The 21,867-nt window shown below is 62.8% G+C and carries 21 protein-coding genes, 1 tRNA gene and 1 other RNA gene; 16 read left to right on the top strand and 7 right to left on the bottom strand.

The features are described 5' to 3' along the window. Positions 1-39: 39 nt before the first annotated feature. Both M1R55_RS09080 and M1R55_RS09075 read right to left on the bottom strand, forming a co-directional pair. A complete protein-coding gene (locus M1R55_RS09080; RefSeq protein ID WP_249391486.1) occupies positions 40-1,206 on the bottom strand; it encodes a YihY/virulence factor BrkB family protein in 1,167 nt (388 codons plus the stop codon). Between the two features lie 60 nt (positions 1,207-1,266). Next, entirely contained in the window at positions 1,267-3,444 is a 2,178-nt protein-coding gene (locus M1R55_RS09075) for a hypothetical protein (RefSeq protein WP_249391485.1), read from the bottom strand. 330 nt (positions 3,445-3,774) lie between these two features. Here M1R55_RS09075 and M1R55_RS09070 point away from each other — a divergent pair, with 330 nt between their 5' ends. Next, positions 3,775-4,206, top strand: coding sequence for a thioesterase family protein (locus M1R55_RS09070; protein ID WP_249391484.1), 432 nt, complete (start codon positions 3,775-3,777; stop codon positions 4,204-4,206). A gap of 36 nt (positions 4,207-4,242) precedes the next feature. Continuing rightward, positions 4,243-5,988, top strand: coding sequence for an NAD-dependent malic enzyme (locus M1R55_RS09065; protein WP_249391483.1), 1,746 nt, complete (start codon positions 4,243-4,245; stop codon positions 5,986-5,988). Between the two features lie 60 nt (positions 5,989-6,048). Here the strand turns inward: M1R55_RS09065 and M1R55_RS09060 are convergent, their stop codons facing one another. Next, entirely contained in the window at positions 6,049-7,380 is a 1,332-nt protein-coding gene (locus M1R55_RS09060; protein WP_371827094.1) for a DUF4403 family protein, read from the bottom strand. A 110-nt stretch (positions 7,381-7,490) separates the two neighbouring features. On the opposite strand from M1R55_RS09060, the gene M1R55_RS09055 reads away from it, so the two are divergent. Continuing rightward, positions 7,491-7,910 (top strand): secondary thiamine-phosphate synthase enzyme YjbQ, encoded by a 420-nt coding sequence (locus tag M1R55_RS09055; RefSeq protein ID WP_249391481.1) that lies wholly within the window; start codon positions 7,491-7,493, stop codon positions 7,908-7,910. A 13-nt stretch (positions 7,911-7,923) separates the two neighbouring features. Here M1R55_RS09055 and M1R55_RS09050 read toward each other — a convergent pair whose 3' ends face one another. Continuing rightward, the gene (locus M1R55_RS09050) at positions 7,924-8,295 is read right to left on the bottom strand and encodes a hypothetical protein (protein ID WP_249391480.1); all 372 of its coding nucleotides are present in this window, start codon (positions 8,293-8,295) and stop codon (positions 7,924-7,926) included. 468 nt (positions 8,296-8,763) lie between these two features. Between M1R55_RS09050 and hflX the strand changes: the two genes are divergently transcribed. From hflX to M1R55_RS09030, 4 genes are all read left to right on the top strand, one after another. Then, positions 8,764-10,515, top strand: a complete 1,752-nt coding sequence (gene hflX / locus M1R55_RS09045; protein ID WP_249394179.1) for a GTPase HflX — start codon at positions 8,764-8,766, stop codon at positions 10,513-10,515. Positions 10,516-10,642: 127 nt separating this feature from the next. Beyond that, a complete protein-coding gene (locus M1R55_RS09040; RefSeq protein ID WP_249391479.1) occupies positions 10,643-11,626 on the top strand; it encodes an endonuclease/exonuclease/phosphatase family protein in 984 nt (327 codons plus the stop codon). Between the two features lie 49 nt (positions 11,627-11,675). Next, the gene (locus M1R55_RS09035; protein ID WP_249391478.1) at positions 11,676-12,677 is read left to right on the top strand and encodes a diacylglycerol kinase family protein; all 1,002 of its coding nucleotides are present in this window, start codon (positions 11,676-11,678) and stop codon (positions 12,675-12,677) included. A gap of 9 nt (positions 12,678-12,686) precedes the next feature. After that, positions 12,687-13,397 (top strand): PHP domain-containing protein, encoded by a 711-nt coding sequence (locus M1R55_RS09030; protein WP_249391477.1) that lies wholly within the window; start codon positions 12,687-12,689, stop codon positions 13,395-13,397. A 15-nt stretch (positions 13,398-13,412) separates the two neighbouring features. On the opposite strand, the gene M1R55_RS09025 is transcribed toward M1R55_RS09030, so the two are convergent. After that, positions 13,413-14,441, bottom strand: coding sequence for a hypothetical protein (locus tag M1R55_RS09025; protein WP_249391476.1), 1,029 nt, complete (start codon positions 14,439-14,441; stop codon positions 13,413-13,415). Positions 14,442-14,569: 128 nt separating this feature from the next. Between M1R55_RS09025 and ssrA the strand changes: the two genes are divergently transcribed. The 8 genes from ssrA to M1R55_RS08985 all read left to right on the top strand — a co-directional run bounded on the left by ssrA (position 14,570) and on the right by M1R55_RS08985 (position 17,857). Further along, positions 14,570-14,916: a transfer-messenger RNA gene (gene ssrA / locus M1R55_RS09020) on the top strand. A gap of 103 nt (positions 14,917-15,019) precedes the next feature. Continuing rightward, a tRNA-Leu gene (locus M1R55_RS09015) sits at positions 15,020-15,105 on the top strand. Positions 15,106-15,218: 113 nt separating this feature from the next. Further along, on the top strand, positions 15,219-15,674 hold the full coding sequence (locus M1R55_RS09010; RefSeq protein ID WP_249391475.1) for a protease inhibitor I42 family protein: 456 nt from the start codon (positions 15,219-15,221) through the stop codon (positions 15,672-15,674). 136 nt (positions 15,675-15,810) lie between these two features. Beyond that, positions 15,811-16,125: a hypothetical protein gene (locus M1R55_RS09005; RefSeq protein WP_249391474.1), complete on the top strand. Its 315-nt coding sequence runs from the start codon at positions 15,811-15,813 to the stop codon at positions 16,123-16,125. Next, on the top strand, positions 16,100-16,627 hold the full coding sequence (locus tag M1R55_RS09000) for a helix-turn-helix domain-containing protein (protein WP_249391473.1): 528 nt from the start codon (positions 16,100-16,102) through the stop codon (positions 16,625-16,627). The genes M1R55_RS09005 and M1R55_RS09000 overlap by 26 nt, the downstream gene beginning before the upstream one ends. 29 nt (positions 16,628-16,656) lie before the next feature. After that, a complete protein-coding gene (locus tag M1R55_RS08995) occupies positions 16,657-17,127 on the top strand; it encodes a transposase (RefSeq protein WP_249391472.1) in 471 nt (156 codons plus the stop codon). After that, positions 17,128-17,355, top strand: a complete 228-nt coding sequence (locus M1R55_RS08990) for a hypothetical protein (protein WP_249391471.1) — start codon at positions 17,128-17,130, stop codon at positions 17,353-17,355. Positions 17,356-17,380: 25 nt separating this feature from the next. Beyond that, the gene (locus M1R55_RS08985) at positions 17,381-17,857 is read left to right on the top strand and encodes a hypothetical protein (protein WP_249391470.1); all 477 of its coding nucleotides are present in this window, start codon (positions 17,381-17,383) and stop codon (positions 17,855-17,857) included. Positions 17,858-17,995: 138 nt separating this feature from the next. Here M1R55_RS08985 and M1R55_RS08980 read toward each other — a convergent pair whose 3' ends face one another. Together M1R55_RS08980 and M1R55_RS08975 are read right to left on the bottom strand one after the other, a co-directional pair. After that, complete coding sequence (locus tag M1R55_RS08980) at positions 17,996-18,655, bottom strand: TrkA family potassium uptake protein (protein WP_249391469.1); 660 nt, start codon at positions 18,653-18,655, stop codon at positions 17,996-17,998. A gap of 45 nt (positions 18,656-18,700) precedes the next feature. After that, a complete protein-coding gene (locus tag M1R55_RS08975; protein ID WP_249391468.1) occupies positions 18,701-20,161 on the bottom strand; it encodes a TrkH family potassium uptake protein in 1,461 nt (486 codons plus the stop codon). Positions 20,162-20,292: 131 nt separating this feature from the next. Here M1R55_RS08975 and proS point away from each other — a divergent pair, with 131 nt between their 5' ends. After that, on the top strand, positions 20,293-21,804 hold the full coding sequence (gene proS, locus M1R55_RS08970) for a proline--tRNA ligase (RefSeq protein WP_249391467.1): 1,512 nt from the start codon (positions 20,293-20,295) through the stop codon (positions 21,802-21,804). Positions 21,805-21,867: the final 63 nt, after the last annotated feature.

Here is a 21,867-nt window from a genome sequence, read left to right as displayed (position 1 = left end):
TGGCAAAGGCAACCCCCTGCGCTCACTTCTGCCTCTCCTCTAGCGGCGCGGCCCACCACGCCAGCCGATCAGCTTCAGCACGATGACGGCGGGAATGGCGAGCAGAGCCAATACCGCGTTCCAGACGGCGGCGCTGATGCTGGGCAACACGTCGGGCGTGGCGGATTTGGGCCGGACGACTTTGGAGAGGAATTGGGGCAGTGGCGGCAGCGTGCGGCCAAAGACGTGACGGGGCGGGCGGGTGGCCTTCTGCGCGGCGCTTTCCAGCTCCTGCGTGCTGGGGGCAGCGTCTATGTTTGCGCCCTGTGCAGCCAGTTGCTGCTTTTTGGCAACGTTGGCGGCCCCGCCTGCCCGCGTGCCGTACTTCTGGGAGTAGACCCACGTGACTTCTGCCCCAAAGAAGAAAATCATGCTGGAGTAGTAGATCCACAGCAGCAAGATGACCAGCGATCCGGCGGCCCCGAACAGGCTGCCGGGCGCGGCGCGGCCAAAATACAGGCCGATCAGCAGTTGCCCCAGCGTAAACATCAGCGCGGTCACGGCCCCGCCCACCCACACGTCTTTCCACTGGAGTTTGACGCTGGGCAGCAGTTTGTAGACGCTGGCGAACACGGGGGTCAGCAGCAGCAGGGACAACAGAAACGTGCCCACGCGCACGAAAAATGCCCCCGCACCGATCAGGTCGCCAATGCGCTCGGCCACCGCCGACAGGTAGGTATTACCCACCAGAAAAGCGATGATCAGCACGCCGAAACTCAGCACCAGCACGAAAGACAACAGCCGTGTTCCGATCATGGCCAGCGGCCCCACAGGTGGCCCCGGCTCTGCGCCCCAAAGGCTGTTGAGGGCGTCTTGCAGTTGCACAAATAGCCCGGTCGCCCCCAAAAACAGCGTGACGAAGCCGATGATAGTGGCGGCGGTGCTGGACTTTTGCAGGCTGTCATCCGTAGGAATCAGCGTGCGAACAAAGTCCACCGCGTCTGCACCAAGGTTCTGGGCCAAAAAGCTGAACAACTGCTCCTGCACATCCACATTCGCCAAGAAGCGGCTGGCAACGGCCAGAGCAAAAAACAACATCGGGGCCACCGCAAAAATGGCGTAATAGGCGATGGCGGCGGCCAGCCGGGGCGCTTTGTCCTGCCCGAATGCCAACGCCGATTCGCGGATCAGGGTGAACAGGTCAGCCAGCGTGAGGGCGGGTTTCACGCGGGCAGTGTAGAGCAGAGGCTGCAGGCTGGGTTTCAGGAACCAAAAATGATTTCGCTCCTAGCGTCCCAATCCAAATGCGCCCGCCCACCACTTTAGCGCGTTGCCGTCGCGGATTAGAATGTGCTTGCCATCGGGGGCAAAGACAGTTTCTGGGACGGGGCGCGGGTGACCGCAACCAAAAAAGCGGGTCAGGCCTGTGCCGAACGCGGCGGGAAGCGGGAGTTCCTGCCGGGTCTGAAGGTCGGCCAAGCGCACCCCGTAGAGCGCCCCACCGCAGCCGTCGCCGTCCCGTTCGGTCAGCAGGACATGGCGGCGACTGGGGGCAAAATCAGCGACGCCGAGGCCCCGGTAGAATTTCAGGGCAAGCGGCGAGAGGGTGAGCGGTGGACGAGCCTGTCCGGTGCGGGCGTCGGCCAGATAGAGCTTCAGCGCCTGCACCTCTATCTGACCAGGAATGGCTATTCCTCTGGCCCGCAACACGGTATGCCCATCGGGGCTGACAAGGGCGGCGGTTTCTGGCCCCCAGGCGTCTTGCCAGCGCAGGCCGCCCGCAAGGTTCAGCACACTCAGGCGCGATTGGAGGGGGCCAGTCTGGGCCGGGCGGCGCACATCTTCGCGCAGCAGCAGGGCAGAAATGGGCAGGCTGTAGCGGCTGCCATCGGGCAAGGGGGGCAGGACAAGGGGCTTCAGTTGGCCCGCCGAGTCCAGTCGCCATGCCAGCGTGCGTTCCCCGCCCAGCGCCGAATCGTTGGCCCGCGCCGACAACACGCCGCCTGTGCCGAAGGTCAAGGTCATGACCCTCAGTCCCGGTAGTTTCAGGGTCTGCCGGAGCCTGCCTGTACTGTCCAGCAGGTACAGCGCCCCCGGAACCGCCAACGCAAAGCGCCCGCCGTCGGGGGTAGCAGCGAGGGCGTCGGGTACGCCGGGTACGGCAAAACGCCAGCGGGCCGCGCCCCCAGCCAGCGGGACTTCCCGGCCTGCCCGGTCCAGCAAACTCAGCGCCCCGGCCCCGCCACCCACGCTGAGGGCCACCGCTGCCCGCCCGCTGCTAGAGACACTCCCCGCCAGCGGCACCCACGCCACCACCGCACGCCCCAGCACCCGCACGAATTGTCCGTCGCTGACCCGCCGCACCTCGGGGACGCTGCCGCCGCGCACGGTCAGCCACAGGCGGCCATCGGGGGAAGGAACTGCACCAACCAACCCGGCGGTGGTGGACAGCTTCCAGCGGGCGCGGCCTGTGAGGGCGTCGCGTAACGCTACGATTTGCCCGCTCAATGCGCCGCCTGTAGCGGGGTCTTGCTCGGCGGTAGCGGTCAGCAGGCGCGAGTTGCCCACCCAGCGCAGGTCGGGCGCAGCGGCCTCGGCCAGGGTGGTTCCCGGCAGCGGCCACGACACCCGTTTGCCCCCCTTGCGCTGCACCACATCCACATACGCCGTACCTGCACCCCAGCTGGGCCGGGGCGTGACCAAGCGCAAGACCGCCGTGCGCGAACCATCGGGTGAAGGCACCACCCGCAGCACCTCGCCGCGTGGCAGGGTCACGGTACTGGCAGGAATCCGGCTGGCGCCGCTGCCCAACTCACCCAAAATCAATCGCGCTCCATCCGGGGGCGGGTCTGGACGGGTCGTGAGCGTCTTGCCCGTCGCCGGGTCTTTGTAGATCAGTTCCAGCGGGGGCGTTTGGGGGGCAGTCGCGCCTGCTTCCGTCCGGTCTTGCACGGTCAGGCGGCCCACCCGTATGCAGCCACGCAGCCTCCTCTCTGAAGAGGGGCAGGGATCGCCCAGCACGCGCCGTCCGTCTGGGGTGAGGGTAAAGGCCGTGCGGTAAGGTTGATCATTCTGAATGCCTGTGACGCGCACGAGCAGGCCCGCCGCTGTTCCCAGTGTGCCCTCCAAACCTGGGCCATCTAAAACCGTGCCATCCAAAAACAGGCGTGGGCCGAATGCCGGATCACGCGCCCCCGGTACAGAGGCGGGCGGCCACAGCACCTGCCGAGACAGGGAACGGCCCGTAGACACGTCCCAACGGTGCAGAATTTGTGCGCCGTCCAGCGTATAGGCCGTTCCATTCGGCCCCCACGCCACCCCGCCGACTGGCCCGCCGATGTCGCCCGTCCCCCCGAATGTGCCCGCCGCGTGCCCGGTAATATGCGCCGCGCCGCGTGAGATCACGGTCTGGGCGGAGGTTTGGCCCAAGAGCAGCAGAGGCAACAGCAACAGCAAGGGGCGCATGGCCTGAGCGTAGAGCATCGCGGCTGTGCTTGGCTGTGGAGTTTAGGGGAGTGGACTGGGGAAGGCGCGTTGTTTAAGGGTCAAAGAGTCGAGGGGCTAAGGTGTTGGGGCGGGGACGTTACGGAACTGCCCCCTCCCCCCGCTGCTCTTGCAGCGCCCCTTTCCCACAAGGGGCGAGGGCAAACGGCAAGGGCAAAAGCTTGGTATTGCTCCCTTGACTGATACAGCTCCGCAGGAGAGGGGGAGGGGGTGAATGAGCGCAGCGATTGCCTTGCTTCGACCCCTGACCTTTAGACCCTTAAACCTCTCCTCCCCTGCTACCCTTCCCCCATGCGGCCCATTCCACCCGGCTTCTCCCAAACCCTGACCGTGCAGGTCACCGACGCCATGACCGTGCAATTTGAAGAACTCGGCGCGGTGCATCCGGTGTACGCGACCTACTGGATGGCGCGGCATTTTGAGGAAGCGGGGCGCAAAATCATCCTGCCGTTTCTGGAAGAGGGAGAGGGCGGCATTGGCACGCAGGTAGAGGTGCAGCACACCGCCTCGGCCCTGCCCGGCATGACCGTGAGCATCACCGCCACCTTCGAGCGCATGGAAGGCCGCCGCGTGGTGTGCCGAATGGAGGCCGTAAACGCGCTGGGCGACGCCATCGGCACGGGAATGACAACCCAGATGGCACTACCGCAAACACGCATAGACGCCAACTTTGAAACGCTGCGGGCGCGGTGGGCCGCAGCTCGGGCAAGTCAGACACGCTGAACCGCGCTCACTCCTGTCCCGCTATGCTGGGGCGATATGCCCGAACCGCTTCCCGTGTCCCGTTATTACGATGTCAAGCGCGACGAACAAGGCCAGCGCTACCTGGATGTGCGCGTGACTGGGCTGGCCCTGCTGCAAAATCCGCTGCTGAACAAAACCACAGCCTTTACCCGGCAGGAGCGGCGAGAATTGGGCATCGAAGGCCTGATTCCGCCGCATACCAGCACCTTGCAGGAGCAAAAAGACCGCACCTACCTGCGCTACCTTCAGCAGACCACCGATCTTGGCAAGCACGAATATTTGCGGGCGCTGCAAGACCGCAACGAGGTTCTGTTTTACGCCATGCTGGAAGACCATCTGGAAGAAATGCTGCCCATTCTGTACACGCCGACGGTGGGCGAGGCGGTGCGGGTCTTCTCGCACATCTACCGCTATCCACGTGGGTTTGCGGTGAGTACCGAAGACATAGACCGGGCCGACGAACTGCTGGAAAACGTGCCGCTGAACGACGTGCGGATGATCGTCGCCACCGATTCCAGCGCGATTCTGGGCATCGGGGATCAGGGCTTTGGCGGCATGGCGATTTCTATTGGCAAGCTGAGCCTGTACACGGCGGCGGGCGGCGTGGGGCCAGACAAGACGCTGCCCGTAGAGCTGGATGTGGGCACAGACCGCCAGGATTTGATCGACGATCCGCTGTATCTGGGCGTGCACCATACCCGCCTGACCGGGCCAGCCTACGACGAGTTTCTAGACCGTTTTGTAGAGGCGGTCTCGGCCCGCTACCCCAAAGCCATCATTCAGTGGGAAGATTTTGCGCGTGGCACGGCCTTCCGGGTGCTGGAACGCTACCGCCGCGTGGTGCCCAGCTTTAACGACGATATTCAGGGCACGGGCGCGATGGCCCTGGCCGGACTGATGAGCGCGGCCCGCCTGAAGGGAGAGCGGCTGCAAGATCAGCGCTTTGTGGTGGTGGGCGCGGGCGCGGGCGGGATTGGCGTGGCGAGTGCCATTCGCAGCGGGCTGATGCGCTCTGGCCTGAGCTTTGCCGATGCCAACGCGCATGTGTATGTCGTAGACCGTCACGGCCTGCTGATGCACGGGCAACCGGGGCTGGAAGACCACCAACTCAGCTTTGCCCGCCACTCCGCCGACCTGCTGGGCTGGAAAATAGAGGGCGAGTATCCGACTCTGCATGAAACGGTGGTCAATGCCCGCGCCACCGCGCTGCTGGGCCTGACCGGAGTGCCGGGCCTATTTCGCCAGCCCACCATCGAGGCCATGCTGGAGCATACGCCCCGGCCCATCATCTTCCCGCTCAGCAACCCCACCAGCAACGTGGAAGCCCAACCCGGTGACGTGATCCGCTGGACAAACGGCGCGGCGATTGTGGCGACGGGCAGCCCCTTTGCCGATATTCACTACGGCGACCAGATTTATCCGGTGGGGCAGGGCAACAACGCCTTTATTTTCCCCGGCCTGGGCTTCGGCGCAATCATCAGCCGCGCCCGCGAGATTACGGACGGCATGGTCATGGAAGCGGCGCAAACGCTGGCTGACGAAACCATTCCACACGGAAACCGCGTCTATCCACCCATCAGCCATATCCGGGAAGTGAGCGTGAAAGTGGCGGTGCGTGTGGCCCGCCAGACCATCACGGACGGCGTGTGTGCCGAACGCCGGATTCGCAACCTGACCGACGCCGAACTGGAAAGCCTGATCCGCTCGCGCATCTGGACGCCGCAGTATTTGCCGCTGCGGAATCTGACTGGGGTGAAATAGGGTGTAGGACGTGGGTTGTACTTTTCCTGCTGCCTACAACCCGCACCCTACATCCCCGCCTTACCTGATCGCCCCCGCATCCACGCCCGCCGTCAGTTCCCCCGATGCCGCCGCCGTCACGGTCAGGGCGTCGGGCGCAACCGTCAACGCGGTCAGCTTCAGCGGGCCAACGGTGCCACTGAGGCGGATTCCCAGCGTGGGTGCATAGGGCAGGCGGGCCTGAGCCTCGGCACGCGCCTGATCCAACCGGGGGCCAAGATCGAAACGGGCGGCGCGGGTCAGATACGCCTCGGCGCGGCTGTCGGCCAGCCAGCCCAGCACGCGGCCTGTGACTCCGTTGCGGCGGGTCTGCACGGTCACGCCGCTGAGGGTCACGATTCGCCCCGTCTTGTCCAGTACAGGTGTACCCGAAATATCGGCGGTGGCGTTCACGTTCAGGCCCAGCGCGGTGATGGTGAGTTCGGCGGTAACGAGCAACTTGGAGCCTTTAGCTTGCACAGTCACGCGGTTGATCCGCAGTTTGGGACTGAGGGGCACGGGTAACGGGAACACTTGCGCGGCGGCGGCGCGGGTGGCGGCCTGCGACAACTCGGCGTAGGGCAGACGCACGGGCACGCTCAGTTGCACGCCGGACGTGGGCGGCGCGGCCACCGTCAGCGCAGGCAACGGCGCAGCAGCCACAGCAGGCGCACGGCCCAGCCCGGCGGTCAGGTCGAAGGCCGCCCCCACCGTCAGTTTCAGGGCGTCGGGGGTGAAACGGAAGGGCGACACGCTGAGGCGGCGCGGCGTGACACGGGCATAGGCGGGGTCAGAGGTCGGCAACGTCCACGGTTGCTGCGCCCGCGCCCACAGGGTTCCGGCCCGCGTGCGGAGATTCGTGCCCTCGCGTACTGCTTTGGCGACATCCGCCGCCACCCTATCCAGTTGGGCACGCACCTGCCCGTCCACCAGGCTTTGCACGCTCACCCTCACGCCCTGCATCAGTTCCACGCTCAACGGGTCTGTCCAGGCATAGTCGCCCGAAATCTTTGCGCCCGCCTCCCAATCGGGCGTCACAAAGGGCGACACCCGCAGGCTGACGGTGGCCGCGCCGCCAAAATCGCGGGCCAGAAAGGAACCGATGCCCGATGGGGTGGCCCGGAACTCGGCACGAATCGGCACGCTGATGATCAGTGCATCTCCTTCCGGCGCGGGCTTGACGCTGACATGTCCGGCCCGCTCAACCGTGCCCGCCAACTCCACGCTGAGCAGGCCGTTCAGGAAACTCTGGGTCTGCTGCACCCGCGCAAACTCGGCAGGAACCCGCGCATTGGCCGCGCCCTGTACGCCTGCCAGGGGCACAGTAATGGGCAAACTCAGGCTGGACACGGCTCCTGCAGGGGCGGCACTCATGAGCGCAGTCAACACGGCGGGCATGAGAAAGGATGAGACAGAGAGGCGGCGCATCGGATTCAGGCTAAAGCGGGCGCGTGAGAAGACCTCCAACGCCGTACCCTAAGCCAATGTGGGCACAACACGAACTGACGCTAAGGCCGCTGCGCCGGGGCTTTCACCTGATCACGCGGGAGGTGGTGGCCGCCGTGCCGGAACTGGCAAGCGTCAGCACGGGCCTGCTGCATGTCTTTATTCAGCACACGTCGGCCAGCCTGACTCTGAATGAGAATGCCAGCCCAGACGTGCGGCGCGACTTCGAGCGGTATTTCAATCATGCGGTTCCCGATGGCTGGGCCGAGTTTGAACACACTCAGGAAGGCCCAGACGACATGGCCGCGCACATCAAAGCCAGTTTGCTGGGGCCGTCCTTGACGCTGCCTGTGCGGGCGGGAAGGCTGGCCCTCGGCACCTGGCAGGGAATTTACCTGTGCGAGCACCGCGATCAGGGCGGAAGCAGAAAGCTGGTGCTGACGTTGCAGGGGGAGTGAGCGAAACTAAACTTCAGCCGCCCCCCAAGCCGATGAATCCGCCACCTAACCCCAGCCCCAGCACAAAGCCCAGTACGCCTAGGCCGATGATCTGAAAGCGGACGGCCCACGACTCGGCCAGCAGGAGCGCTACCACCCCGAACGCCAGCCAAGCCACAGGGGGCACGATGGTTGCCGCATTCGGCCAGCCCAACGGCCCGCCGCGCAGTGTGCCCACACCGACTGCAAAGGCTGCCGTATACGACAAGATCAGCATGGACGCGCCCGCAATCGAGAGGCCCGCCGCCAGCCTGACCCAGTGCGTCCGCGCCACGCCGGACGACTGCCAGCCTGTCGAGCCCAGCCAGAGAGCCACCACCACCGTCAACACCGCGTAGAGGGTCATGGGGTAGCGTAACGCGGGCAACAGGTGGCGGAAGCCGAGTGGGACGCGGTAAAAGACTGCGGCACTCTCCCCCACTCGGTTCTTTTGACTACGCCACTTTGCCGATGCCCCCGCCCCGGCCAACCGCTAAAATACCCACACGATGATCAACTTCCTGAAGTGAAAGCACACGTTTCCCAGCGGCTCCCTCGGATATTCTGAGGCGATGCCCGGACGTGTGCTGTGCCCCGCCCCGCGAACGCTGTTCCGGTGGCCTTCAGGCGGCTTTGAGTCATGAGATGTGTACAACACGGCACTTGCTGTCAAATGCGCCACGCGGGGCATTTCCCACGTCCTACACCCCACACTCTTCCCCAAAGGTTTGTACTGTATTCCCAGCCTTCTAAAAGAGCGCCGGAAAGCCGTCTGATGCACGACATTTCCACTCTTTTCCCACATCCCACACCCCTAAAGAGGAAGTGACCCCACATAGATAAAGTCCTAGGGAATACCTCCGGTCTGCGTCCTGCACAACTCAAGTCCCTCAGCAACCTGTACCGCCGCCGCATCGAGCCGGGGCGCGTGGGTTCGCCGGAACTGGCCCGCAATCTGGCCGAACTGGCCTTCGATATTCGCCGTGAAGTGAGCGTGCTCATTGACCGCCGGGGCCGTGTGATCAGCGTGTCGGTGGCCGATGCCAAAGCTGCCGAACTGCCCGAACTCCGGATGGGCGAGAACCGATTGGCCGGATTTCACCTGCTGCACGCGCACCCCAAAGGCGGCGGCCTCAGCAAAGGCGACCTCTCCACACTGTTCCTGAAGCGGCTGGACGCCATGAGCGCCATCGAGGTTCGCGCGGCCAACGGCGAGGGCCAGCCCGGACTCGTTCACACCGCGCACCTGACCCCGCCCGGCACGGTGGGCGAGGAAGAAGACTGGCGCATTTTGCCGCCTGTGCCGTCCTTTCAGATCGACGAGTTTGATCTGGGGGCGCAGGTGTCGGCGCTGGAAGAAGAAATTGCGCGGGCTGCCCGCACCCGGCAGGCCACCAAAGACCGCGAACGCGCCATTCTGGTACAGATTGATCAGGGTGAATTCGATGCCGACGAGCGCCTGACCGAACTGGCAGAACTGGCCCGCACCGCTGGCGCAGACGTGGTTCACAAAGAACTGGTGTTCCGGCGCAACCTGAAACCCGGCACGCTGGTGGGCGCAGGCAAGCTGGAAGAATTGACCAGCCGGGCCTACCATCTGGACGCCGAACTGCTGATTTTTGGGCAAGAACTGGGGCCAGCACAGGCCCGCGAAATCGAGGCCGCCACGGGCCTGAAGATCGTAGACCGCACACAACTGATCTTGGATATCTTCGCGCTGCACGCACAGGGCGTGGAATCGCGCCTGCAAGTGGAACTGGCGCAGCTCCGCTACATGAAGCCCCGACTGCTGGGTGCGGGCGCACAACTCTCGCGCATCGGCGGGGGCGGGGGCAGCGCGGCGGGTGGGGCCATCGGCACACGCGGCCCCGGCGAAACCAAGCTGGAGTTGGATCGCCGCCGGATCAACGACCGCCTGAGCTTCCTGGAGAAACAACTGGAAAACGTGGCCATGCGCCGCGAAGAACGCCGCAAGCAACGCTCGCGCAACGAAGTCCCGGTGGTCTCCATCGTGGGTTACACCAACGCAGGCAAATCGACGCTGCTGAACGCCTTCACGCACGCCACCGACGAACCGCGCCGCGTGCTGGCCGAGAACAAACTTTTTGCCACGCTGCGGCCCACCAGCCGTCAGGGCTTCATCGAGGGCATCGGGCCAGTGGTGCTGACCGACACGGTGGGCTTTATCCGCGACCTGCCCAAAGACCTGACGCGGGCCTTCCGGTCTACGCTGGAAGAAATTGGAGACGCCGACGTGCTGCTGCATGTGCTGGACGCCGCCAGCCCCGGCGCAGACACCCGCTTCGACGCCGTGAACCGCATTCTGGAAGACCTCGGCTTCCGCGATATGCCCACCGTCGTGGCCCTCAACAAAGCCGACGCCACCGACGAAGACACCCTGCGCCGCGAGCAGGGGCGGATTCTGGACACGGTGGGCGAAGAAACCCCCTCTATTCCCACCAGTGCCCTGAATAACCGGGGTCTGAACGAGTTGCGCGAAGCCCTCGCAGACGCGATCAACCGGGTGCAGCGCGAGGAATTGGCCGTGCGCGAGGAGACGCGGGAACGGGCGGCGGAATGGCAATAAACCGAACGTGGAGTGTGGATCGTAGAAACAGCCCAACCACGATCTCCGATCCACCCACCACCCTCCATCTTTAGACTGTCGCAGCCTGCCGCCCCATGGGTCAGGCTGCGAGGTCTATATGTGGCAGATGTGGCGTTCCCGGTTGGCTTGGTTCTATCTGGCAGTGGTGGCCCTCGCCTGGGCTTTGGGCGAGTGGGGGGCCGAAGCCAGCGTGCCGACACTGTTGCTGGCATACCTTCCCCCGGTGGTCTGGCTGTTGCCTGCGCCATTGGTGCTGTGCTGGACACTTATTCGGCGGGATGGACGGCGGCGCGGGTGGGCGACTGCGGTGCTGGCAAGTGCGCTGGCCGCGTGGGGAGCGGGGCTGCTTCACAGTGCGTTTGCCCCCGCTCCGGCCACCTCAGCCGCTGCTCTGCGCGTCGTGACCTTCAACACAGCGCGGGGCACTCGAATCGCGCCCGACAAAATGGCCGCCAACCTGCGGGCCATGAATGCCGACGTGTTGATGCTGCAAGAAACCCGCTTCATGGATTCTGATTACCGCGCCGCACTGGTTGCGGGTTTGCCCGATTACGCATTGCATTCGGCAGGCGAAGTGATGACGCTGATCTCATTAAAACAGTCGCGCTTGCCCGTGCTGAAAACGCAGGTGTTCGCGGCTCCGGGCAGCAACCGCCAGTATTTGCAGACCACCCTCGGTTGGCGGGGCCAACGCCTGCGCGTGGTCAATGTCCATCTGAATACGGTGCTGCTGTCCCGCGCATTGGCGGGCGACTGGGACAGTGTGGGCCGCACCCGCGATGTGCGGAACCAACAGGTGGGACTGCTGGAGCAGATCGCCGCCGCAGAATCCGGGCCATTGCTGCTGGCAGGCGACCTGAACACCCCGCCGCGTGGCCGCCTCTACCGCCGCCTGATCCGCGCTTATGGCCCCGACGCCCACGATCAGGCCGGACGGGGGCCGGGGTGGACGTTCCCCAGCCTCTACTTACGAATAGATCACGCGCTGGCACGCGGGCTACAGCCTGTGCGGGTGCAGGTCTTACCCGACGCAGGCAGCGACCATTTGCCGCTGTTGGTGGAGTACGCGCTGACCCAAACCGGAGAGTAGAGAAATGATAAGTGTCCCCACGTCCGGTCTGAGCCTATACACTCGCAGTATGACGCTGCACCCCGTTCCACACACCGTAGGCGTCCCTGCACAGCCCCACCAAGCACAGGCCCAGGCGAGGGCCCCATCTCAGGCACAGTCCCAGTCCACCGAAGCCACCCTGATCTACAACACGCGGGCAGGCAGCAGCGAACGGGCCAGCCCCGATCATCTGGTCGAAGAGTTGGCGGCTATCGGCTACCGCCCGATTTACCGCGCTACGGCCAGCGCCGACGACATTGCCCACGCCTTGCAGGGGGCACGTGGCACCATTTTCGTGGCGGGCGGAGACGGCACCTTGCGGGCGGTGGCCCTACATCTGCTGGCCTGCCCTGAAGAAGAGCGGGCGGCGCTGAAGGTGGGTGTAATACCGATGGGCACGGCCAACAATGTGGCCCGCACGCTGGGTGTGTTGGGCGACCCGTTAGAGGTGATCCGGGCTTATGCAGGCGCACAGGCCGTGCCCTTTGATGTAGGGCGGGTGCGCGGGCCCTGGGGCCATGACCTGTTTTTAGAAGCGTGTGGCTGCGGCCTGTTTGCCGACGTGATGGCCGAGTATGGCCCCGACGACGGCAAAAGCGTGCTGCGGGCGGTGCAGGCCATGATCCGGGCCATGCCGGGCTTCGCGCCGCCCACCGTGTCGCTGACCCTGGACGGGCGGGCCTTTCCCGACGACGCCTACACCATTCTGGAAGTTATGAACACCAGCGCCACTGGCCCCACGCTGCGTTTTTCTACGCACGCCGACCCCACCGAGGGCACGCTGGACGTGATCCGGGTGGCCCACTCTGACCGCGAAAGCATGTTGGCCTACCTGACCTCCCTGCTGACCGACACCTTCGAAGACCGCCCCAGTGTGCAAAGCCACGATGCGCGCGTGACCGAGATCAGTTATGTGGGCCAGATCTTTCATGTGGACGGCGAGACGCGGCAGGCAGACCCCGGTGGCAGGGTCAGGATAGAAGCGTGGCCGGGAGCCTTGCAAATGCTGCGGCCTCAGCGTCAGCCCTGAAGCCTGCACATGAGACGACAGATGAAAATAGACCTGCACATGCACACCGAAGTCAGCCACGACTGCCATACCCGCCTGCGCGATATTCCGGCGTGGATGATGAGCAGCAACACGCGCACCCTTGCCGTCACCGACCACGACCAGCAGCGCGGCGGCCCACAGTTGGCAGCTATCGTGGCCGACATGGGCCTGTCTGACCGCCTGAATATCATCCCCGGAGAAGAAATTACGACTGCCGAGGGGGAACTGATCGGCCTGTTTCTGAGCGAGCGCATTCCGCCCCGGCTCTCGCCCGAAGACACGGTGCAGGCCATTCACGCTCAGGGCGGTCTGGTCATGCTTCAGCACGGCTTCGATCCCCTCAAACGCTACCGCCTGAAGCCCGAAGCCACCGCCCGGATTGCCGAGTCTCTAGACCTCGTAGAAGTCTTCAACTCGCGTGTGTCGCGGCCCCACTGGAACCGGGTGGCGGCGCAGTGGGCCCAGGAACGCGGCCTGCCCATGTGCGCGGGCAGCGACGCCCATACCCTGCAAGACATCGGGGAAGCGTGGGCAGAGGCTCCGTTCAGGCCGGTTCATACGCCCGCCGACCTGCTGGCCGCACTCGCTGAGGGCACAGTGGGCGGGCGCTGGACGCATCCGGTACAGGCTTACGGCATCAAGCAATGGCGGGTGCTGCGGGGACGACTGGGGCGAGGAAAACTGCGGGGAGACAGCTAGGCTCTCTTGACTCCTCTACTTGATTCCCGGTGTCCAGCCGAAGACTGCCGCGTTGCCGTAGCCGCTGGCCCGCACCGCCTGTAATTGCGCGGCCAGCGTGGGCGACCCGGCCCCGACTTGCAGCCCCGGCCACACCAATTGGCGCTGCGGAAATTGCAGTAAAGCCAACCGCGTGAGGGCCGGATAGGGCAGGTACACCATCGGCATGGCGGCTTCCAGCCCCGGCCAGACCTGCCAGCGTTGCAGCGGATCGTGCGTATAGAACACGGCGGCGCTGATCAGGCCACGCCCGCCCGACGCCTGGTAGGTGCTGCTGAGGGTTCCGGCCAGCTTGGTAATCAGGCCCGCCCGGTAGTCTGTCCAGAGCCGCCAGCCGTCAGAAGTTGTGCCGTCCTCGTTCTGACGTTTCAGGGTGCGGGCGTCCAGCCCGGTTTGGGCGGCGAATCCGGCCAGTGCAGCGGGATGGTAGCCAAAGTCGGTTTCACGTGGGTAGCGCAAGTAGTCCAGATGCAGGCCCGCGCCGGGGTACAGGGTCGCCACTTCACGGGTCAGGGCGGTCAGCGTGGCCTGCACATCGGCGTCGGCGGGGTCGACAAAGCCCAATTTGCTGTACTTCAGGCTGGGCAGCCCGGCCGCGCTCAGGGTCGCCATGCTGTCTTTCCAGAGGGGTGTGACCGGGATGCCGAAAGACGCATCGGGCCGCCAGTACAGCGTTTCCAGCCACACGTTCACACGCGGCCCACCCCGTGCCTGCACGTTCAGCGCCGTTTTCACTGCGTCATACTTCAATTTGCGGGGAAACTGCGTGCTGTTCCACGCCACGCGCCCATGAAAGAAACCCTCCAGCAGCACATCGGTAAATCCGGCAGCTCCAGCAGCATTCAGGGTGCGCTCCAGTTCGGCGGCGGTGGCAGGGGGCCGCAGCCAAAAGGCGGTACGCGCCGTGCCAGATGGAGTGCCAGACACATTAGACGGCGCGGCACAGGCGGTGACACTCAGGGCCATCAGAGAGGCCGTTAAGGAGGTGAGAACAGTGAGACGCACGCCTTAGGCTAAGCCTTTTGCATGAGTGCCAGCCTATGCAAATGGTCAGGTTGAAATCAGCGCAAAAGTGCTATACTTGCCGTTGCTGAGGGACTCTAAACGGAATCCCAACGCGAAGTACACCTGCTGGGGGTGACCCGGTTTCGACAGGGGAACTGAAGGCGCTGCTGCGTGTCGAGGTGCCGTGGGCCTCGTAAAAAAACGGCAAAGCCTTTAATTGGCAACCAGAACTACCAACTCGCTGCATAAGTGAGCAGTGACCGTCTAGCCCGGCCTTTGGCGAGGCGCGAACTGAGACAAAAGAAGGCTAGCCCAGGCAAGGTTCCATAGCTGACGGCGAAAATAAGTGGAACTACGGTTAAGGGAAACCCGCCCGCTGGTGGCCCAAGACCCGACAATTAAACAGCGGGATACACACGTAGACGCACGTTGAACGAACCTTTGGACGGCGGTTCGACTCCGCCCACCTCCACCACTCGCCCTGCCCCTCACGGCAGGGTTTTTTTGTGCTGGCTTTTTGAATAACAATTTCAAGTGTTGCTGATATACTGCGCCAGTCTTTCCCAGGATCACTCTGGGCCGGGATGGCGGAATCGGTAGACGCACCCGACTTAAAATCGGACGGTCTTTGACCATACGGGTTCAAGTCCCGTTCTCGGCACCACAAGGACTCCCTCTCATGCAGCACCCCCTCATCTTGTGGGGGTGCTCTGTTGTATTGGGGGTACTGCGCTGTATTGGCCCCCGCAGCGGCGCAATTTGGGGCAGGATAAGTGTGTGAAACCTTTGCTGGCCGCGCTCTCTATTTTCGCCCTGACCTCTCCCCTGTTGCTGGCCGCTGCACAGCCCGCCCGCGCCCCTGCAAAGGCCACCATGACGCGTACCCTGGATATCACAGCCAACCAAACCGCTCCCACCCTGACCGTGCAGGCAGGCGACGTGCTGCGCTTTCATTTGCCCACCCAGGCGGGTACGGGCTATAGCTGGCGGGCTGTAGAAGTGGAAGCCCAGTATTTGGTGTTGATCGACAAAACCAACACGCCGCCCCCTGCCCGGCCTGCTGGTTCGCCTCCTGTGGTAGGCGGCGCTGGCCCCACCGTGACCTACGTGTACTACGTGAAAAAGGCGCTGACGCAGGGTACGGCCCGCTTCGCCATTCCGGTCAGCTTTGTAGAAACTGGCCCCAGTGGAAGTTCCGAACCGCTGCTGACGTTTACCCTGACTTCCAAGTAATTCGGGTGTAGGCAGTGGTGAGTGGGCAAGGGCCGATCAAGGTTCGCCTCAGCCAGGCCGTTGGAAAGTTGAACCGTTGAACTGTGATGACGCCGCCGATCACGGGCCGATCATCCAGCTGGCCTAAGCTGCACCTATGGCCGATTCCTCATCAGGCGACACTCAGGCACGGCATGTACAGCAAGTCTTTTTGCTGGAAGACGACGCGGGCGGCGGCCTGATTCTGAGCGCCAACTCTATGCAGCGGCTCCCGCCTTGGCCGGAAGGGGTCAGCGACTTACTGGGCAGCGTGTGTACCGCGCTGTACGCCCTTCCCTCGTCGCAGGCAGGGGATCTGCGCGTTCAGGCCGAGCATCATATGGAAGGGGTACTGGCCGAAGCGGGTCGGCAGCTAAGTACAGCGCATTTAACATGTAGACTTAAGCATGGCTCGTCCTGCTCGCCGCATTGACATTTCCGAAGACGCTGATGAGCTGCTTCGGGAACTGGAGATCAGTCCACACACCCACCCGAAGGTTCGCCTGCGGGCCAGCATCCTTCGGCTGCATCGACAGGGCTGGAGCATTCCACAACTCTCCGCGCATTTTGGCCGGAACCATCAGGCCATCCACCATGATTTCACCCGTTTCGAGGAGCGCGGCATTCCCGGATTGGCCGATGAGTGTCCACCTGGACAGCCCTCGAAAGTGACGCCAGAGATGGAGCAGTTTCTTCACAAGCAACTGCGAGAACAGCGCTTCTGGAATGCTCCACTGCTGTGCGAGGCTCTCGCACAGCAGTTTGGGGTGGGAATTCGACCTCGTGCATTGGCCAATCACCTGCAACGTCTGGGATACCGCTGGAAACGCGCCCGATATTCACCCGCTCAGACGCTCGATCCTGAAATTATCGCACCACATCAGGCTTCTTTGGAGATCTTAAAAAGGGGGCACTGGACAGCAAACTCACCCTGAAATATCTCGACCAGACCGGACTTTCTCTGATGTTGTCGGTGGGGGCGACGTGGTTTAAGCGAGGTTCTGGGCAGCAGTTTGAAATCCCCACTCGGTGGGGATCCTCTGGACGAATCAACCTCATCGGCACCTACAGCCTGCACGCCTGCGAAGAAGTGCTGGAAGTTCGCGAACTGGAAGGCAGCTGCAACGGGGATCAGGTGATCGCATATCTGAATACCTTGGCCTCGGTTTGTGACCCGAACCAGCTCACGGTCGTCGTCCTGGACAACGCGCCCTTTCACAGGAGCGCGAAACTCAGGGAACAACGCGCGTCTTGGGAACAGCAGGGGCTGTTCCTTCGGTATCTTCCACCCTATGCGCCCTTTCTGAACCTCATTGAGGAGGTGTGGCGGAAGTTGAAGGGGATTCTGATGCCGCGTCGTTGTGACAACGCCGTGACTGAGCTCCGGGCCGCGCTCATGACTGGGCTCAAGATTCTTGGGGCAAAGTTTATCTAGATGTTAAATGCGGTGTACTTAGAAGCCTGCACCGGGCGGCTAGACGAGGGCAGCCAGGTGGTCTATTTGGGCAAAGCGGGCAGCTTCGTGTGCGGGCCGGTGCCGTGGACACAGCCGCAGCCACTCAGCGCTTCCCTGTTGGCCCTGCCCGCCACCGCCCAAGTGTCTGACCAGGCCCACGCCGACAACACTTGGGAGCAGACCTTGGGCTGGGAACGCGCCCGCTGAGCGGCTGCACCGTACACTGACGGCCATGCCGTTTGCCGCACTGCCTCTCTTTTACCTCCTGCTCACCCTGATCTGTGCCGCAGGATTGGGGGCGCTGTTACTGCGTCCGGGGGCGGCGCGGGCGGGTGTGGTCTGGGCTGTTGCGGCGCTGCTTCCGGTGTTGGCGGCAGTAACGGCGGCCCTGACTGGGCAGGCCAGCGCCAATGCAACGCTCAGCCGTTTCAGCGCCCAACCTCTGACGGTAACGCTGGTCAACCCGGCAGATGGGGGTACAGATGCCCGCCCAGTCACACTGAACACCAACGACGCCGCCTGCTTGGAACGAACGCTGCGCCTGATGACGTCCACCACGCGGGCCAGCCTTCAGGTGCCGGGATTGGCCCCTATTCCTCTCTCGGCAGCCACCAGCCTGGAGGGCCAGTTGCCGCCGCAATTCATCACCGAGGCGCTGGAAGTGCGGGGGGACTTGAGCTGCGGGATCATTCGGGAAGAAGAGCGGTAAGTGGTCAGCAGTAAGTAGAAAAAGATAAACGGCTTGGCACCGGTTGATCTCTCCCACTCAGGGCATCAAAACCGGATCACTCCAGGTCGCTGGCCCTTCCACTGACCACTCACGGTTTCTCCCTATACGGACTCCGTATCACTCGCCCAGATATCGCCGCAAATCGTCCAGATTGTGTGCCGTGCCGATAACCACCAGCTTGTCGTGTGGGCGCAGGTCGTCTTCGGCGCGGGGCGTCACTTCCACTTTTCCGCCCCGACTGATGGCAATAATCTGCACGTTAAAGCGGCCCGTGAGGTTCAGGTCGCGCAGCGTGCCACGCAGCCGCTCATTGGCTTCGATTTCTACGATGGCGTAGTCGCCGCCCAAGTCCAGCGTATCCACGATATTTGGGGTGGCAATTTGGCGGGCCAGGCGCACACCCATGTCATGTTCAGGCCGAATGACCAGATCTGCGCCGATGCGCTCCAGCACGCGGCGCGCCATTTCATCAATCGCTTTGGTGACCACGTAGGGCGCACCCAGACTCTTGGCGTTCATGGTCGCCAGAATGTTCGCCTGCACATCGGTGCCGATGGCGACCACCACCACGTCGAATTCAGACGCACCGATGGCCCGCAAAGCCCGCTCGTCGCTGGCGTCCACGACTGCCGCGTGGGTCACAAGGTTCATCACGCGCTCTACGTTTTCTTCGTGCTGATCGATGGCGACGACTTCATGGCCCATTTCGTAGAGGGTGGTGGCCACCGCTGTTCCGAAGCGGCCCAGGCCGATCACTAAACACTGTTTGGTTTTCATAGCAGAGAACGTCCTTTAATAAAAGGTGGGGCAATGAGAGGTCATTCAGCCGATGATGATGTCTTTTTCGGGTGGATATTTGACCAGATCGGCGCTGCGACTCGAGTTAAAGGCCACGGCAAACGTCAACGGCCCAATACGGCCCAGGTACATCAGCAAAATCAGAACGACATGCTGAGCAGGCGACATGATCGGAGTGGCATTCATGCTGAGGCCTACCGTTCCGAAGGCACTGACAGTCTCAAAAAACATTTGCACGAAAGTGATTTGAGGATTGATGTTAAAGATAAGCAGCAGCACAAACATTCCGTTGACCAGGCCGATGCTGAGCAGGCCAACGGTCATGGCCCTGATGACAGTATCCTGGTCTATGCGGCGGCGAAATAAATTGATTTCTCCGCGCCCTCTTACCATGCTCCACGCGCTTGCCATCATGACGTAAAAGGTGCTGGTTTTAATGCCGCCACCCGTAGAGCCGGGGTTGGCACCAATGAACATCAGGATAATGGTCATAAACAACGTGGCGTAATTCATAGCTCCGTAGTCCAAGCTATTAAAGCCGGCGGTTCTGGTGGTCACACTCTGAAAGAAAGACGCCAGAAGTTTATCGCCAAAGCCTAGGGGTGCAAGCGTTTTGGGGTTGCTCCATTCCAGCAGCAGATAAGTGAGAGTACCCACCACCAACAGCACCGCCATCATGGTCAGTACCAGTTTGCTGTGAACCAACATGCGGTTACGGCGTGGGTTGACCAGATGCGCCACCACATTCAGCTGTACCAGAAAGCCCATGCCACCCAAAATAATCAGCCCGGCAATGGTCATACTGACCAATGGATCTCCTACAAAACCCACCAAGTTGTCTGAATACAGGGCAAATCCAGCATTATTGAAAGCACTGATGGAATGGAAAACGGAATAGAACAGCCCTTCTCCCCACCCTTCGAGAGGAATGAAACGGAACGACAACAGGATCGCGCCCGTGAGTTCAATCAGGAAGGTAAAGAGGAAAATGTTGCGAATCAGACTGATGACGCCGCCCACGTCAAAAGCACTGACCTGCTGCGCCAAGCGAATGCGCTCCGAGTAGTTGACGCGGCGACCAATGAGGAGAGCAAAGACTGTACCGAAGGTAATGATTCCCAGTCCACCCACCTGAATCAGTAGCATGATGACCACCTGCCCCAGCCGGTTAAAGTCCTTGCTGGGATCGATGACATTGAGGCCTGTAACACACAGCGCACTGGTGGCCGTAAACAGAGCCTGCAAAAAGTTGACGCTGCGCCCCGGCGAATGCATGATCGGCAGGGCCAACAGACAGCCGCCCACAACGATAGCCAAAGCAAACGACAGGGCGATCAGTTGCGGCGGGCTGATGCGTGAGAGCAGCGGCTTTTTGACGCCGCCGGGCGTTGCGCCCCCCAAGCCAGAGCTGCTGAGGCTGGAGCCGGAGCGGTAACCTTCGGGCGGCGGGGGCGGAGCTGGGTCGTTGCGTGGGGGGCGCGTCATGGGGAACGGCGGATTCTACCACCGCCCCCGCCGAATAGCTCAGCCCGGCCCCCCCATCATTCCCACCCCCACCCACCGCCTTGCTAGGCCCGAAAGCCTAGAATGGCCCCGAACCCGTTATCCTGCTCCCAATGACTAAGGACGGCAAGGACACCGCCAACAAGAATGGCGACAAGGGCAACGACAAGAAGGCGCAGCAGTACGGCGTGACACCCCAGAGCGTGGATTTTAACGACTGGTACAACGAAGTCGTGAAAAAGGCAGACCTGGCCGACAACAGCCCCGTTGCGGGCGCGATGGTCATCAAGCCTTACGGCTCGGCGCTGTGGGAGAACATCGTGCGCTGGCTGGATGACCGCTTTAAGGCCACCGGGCACGAGTCTCTGGTCTTCCCCACGCTGATTCCCATGAGTTTCATCATGAAAGAGGCCGACCATGTGGAAGGTTTTGCGCCCGAACTGTTTACGGTGAACAAGATCGGCACCGAAGTGCTGAGTGAGCCGTATGTGATGCGCCCCACGTCCGAAACGATCATCGGGCACATGTGGAGCGGCTGGCTGAACTCCTACCGCGACCTGCCCTTTTTGCACTACCAGTGGGGCAGCGTGTTCCGGGCCGAACTGCGCACCAAAGCCTTCCTGCGTACCTCCGAGTTTTACTGGCACGAGGGCCACACGGCGCATGTGAATGAGATAGAGGCGCGGGCCGAGGTGCGGCAGATGCTGGACATCTACCACGAGTTCTGCCGCGACATTCTGGCCCTGCCCGTGGTGCGCGGCGAGAAAACGGCGTCGGAACGCTTTGCCGGAGCGCTCGCCACCTACTCCATCGAGGGCATGATGCGCGACGGCAAGGCGCTGCAATCGGGCACGTCACACTACTTGGGCCAGAAATTTTCCAAGGCCTTCGACGTGAAATTCCAGACCCGCGAGCAGAAGGAAGACTGGGCACACACGACCAGTTGGGCCATCTCCAGCCGCATTATCGGCGCGCTGATCATGACGCACGGCGACGACCAAGGCCTGATGATGCCGCCCAACATTGCCCCCATTCAGGTGGTGATCATTCCGGTGGGCCGCAAAGACAATTTTGATGAGATGGTGGCCGAGGGCGAGAAATTGGCCGCCGAATTACGGGCGTCGGGCCTGCGCGTGAAGGTGGACAAGCGCGACGGCGTGAGCAACGGCTTTAAATACAACGACTGGGAACTGAAAGGCGTACCTGTGCGCGTGGAACTCGGCCCCCGCGACCTGGAATCGGGCGTGGTAGTCGTTAAGAACCGCAACAGCACCGAGAAGGAAACCCTGCCCCGCGCCGAAGCCGTAGGCGGCATGGCAGATCGCTTGGCCGGAATTCAGGCCTGGCTGCTGGCCCGCGCCACCGATTTTATGCTGGAAAACACCGTAAAGGTGGACACCTACGAAGAATTTAAGGCCGCCATCGAATCGGGCAAATGGGTGCGGGCCTTCCACTGCGGCGATCCCGAAAGTGAGCGTCAGATCAAGGAAGACACCAAGGCCACCGCCCGCAACATTCCGCTGGATGACGCCGAATTCTTTGCAGACGCAGAGGAAGGCGTGTGCGTGCACACCGGGAAACCTGCGGCATACGGCAAACGGGTCATTTTCGGACGGCAGTACTGAGGGACTGGAAGTGGTGAGTGAGCACCAACGCTTGCCCTTCTACGACCCTAGACCCTTAGACGC

It is taken from the genome of Deinococcus sp. QL22 (genome assembly GCF_023370075.1).
GTDB lineage: Bacteria > Deinococcota > Deinococci > Deinococcales > Deinococcaceae > Deinococcus.
This window is presented reverse-complemented; position numbering and strand designations above follow the sequence as displayed.

Coding starts and splice junctions, on each gene's coding strand:
- M1R55_RS09075 (WP_249391485.1), bottom strand. CDS start 3,444: ATGCGCCCCTTGCTGTTGCTGTTGCCTCTGCTGCTCTTGGGCCAAACC.
- M1R55_RS09070 (WP_249391484.1), top strand. CDS start 3,775: ATGCGGCCCATTCCACCCGGCTTCTCCCAAACCCTGACCGTGCAGGTC.
- M1R55_RS09065 (WP_249391483.1), top strand. CDS start 4,243: ATGCCCGAACCGCTTCCCGTGTCCCGTTATTACGATGTCAAGCGCGAC.
- M1R55_RS09060 (WP_371827094.1), bottom strand. CDS start 7,380: ATGAGTGCCGCCCCTGCAGGAGCCGTGTCCAGCCTGAGTTTGCCCATT.
- M1R55_RS09055 (WP_249391481.1), top strand. CDS start 7,491: ATGTGGGCACAACACGAACTGACGCTAAGGCCGCTGCGCCGGGGCTTT.
- M1R55_RS09050 (WP_249391480.1), bottom strand. CDS start 8,295: ATGACCCTCTACGCGGTGTTGACGGTGGTGGTGGCTCTCTGGCTGGGC.
- M1R55_RS09040 (WP_249391479.1), top strand. CDS start 10,643: ATGTGGCGTTCCCGGTTGGCTTGGTTCTATCTGGCAGTGGTGGCCCTC.
- M1R55_RS09035 (WP_249391478.1), top strand. CDS start 11,676: ATGACGCTGCACCCCGTTCCACACACCGTAGGCGTCCCTGCACAGCCC.
- M1R55_RS09030 (WP_249391477.1), top strand. CDS start 12,687: ATGAGACGACAGATGAAAATAGACCTGCACATGCACACCGAAGTCAGC.
- M1R55_RS09005 (WP_249391474.1), top strand. CDS start 15,811: ATGGCCGATTCCTCATCAGGCGACACTCAGGCACGGCATGTACAGCAA.
- M1R55_RS09000 (WP_249391473.1), top strand. CDS start 16,100: ATGGCTCGTCCTGCTCGCCGCATTGACATTTCCGAAGACGCTGATGAG.
- M1R55_RS08995 (WP_249391472.1), top strand. CDS start 16,657: ATGTTGTCGGTGGGGGCGACGTGGTTTAAGCGAGGTTCTGGGCAGCAG.
- M1R55_RS08990 (WP_249391471.1), top strand. CDS start 17,128: ATGTTAAATGCGGTGTACTTAGAAGCCTGCACCGGGCGGCTAGACGAG.
- M1R55_RS08985 (WP_249391470.1), top strand. CDS start 17,381: ATGCCGTTTGCCGCACTGCCTCTCTTTTACCTCCTGCTCACCCTGATC.
- M1R55_RS08980 (WP_249391469.1), bottom strand. CDS start 18,655: ATGAAAACCAAACAGTGTTTAGTGATCGGCCTGGGCCGCTTCGGAACA.
- M1R55_RS08975 (WP_249391468.1), bottom strand. CDS start 20,161: ATGACGCGCCCCCCACGCAACGACCCAGCTCCGCCCCCGCCGCCCGAA.
- proS (WP_249391467.1), top strand. CDS start 20,293: ATGACTAAGGACGGCAAGGACACCGCCAACAAGAATGGCGACAAGGGC.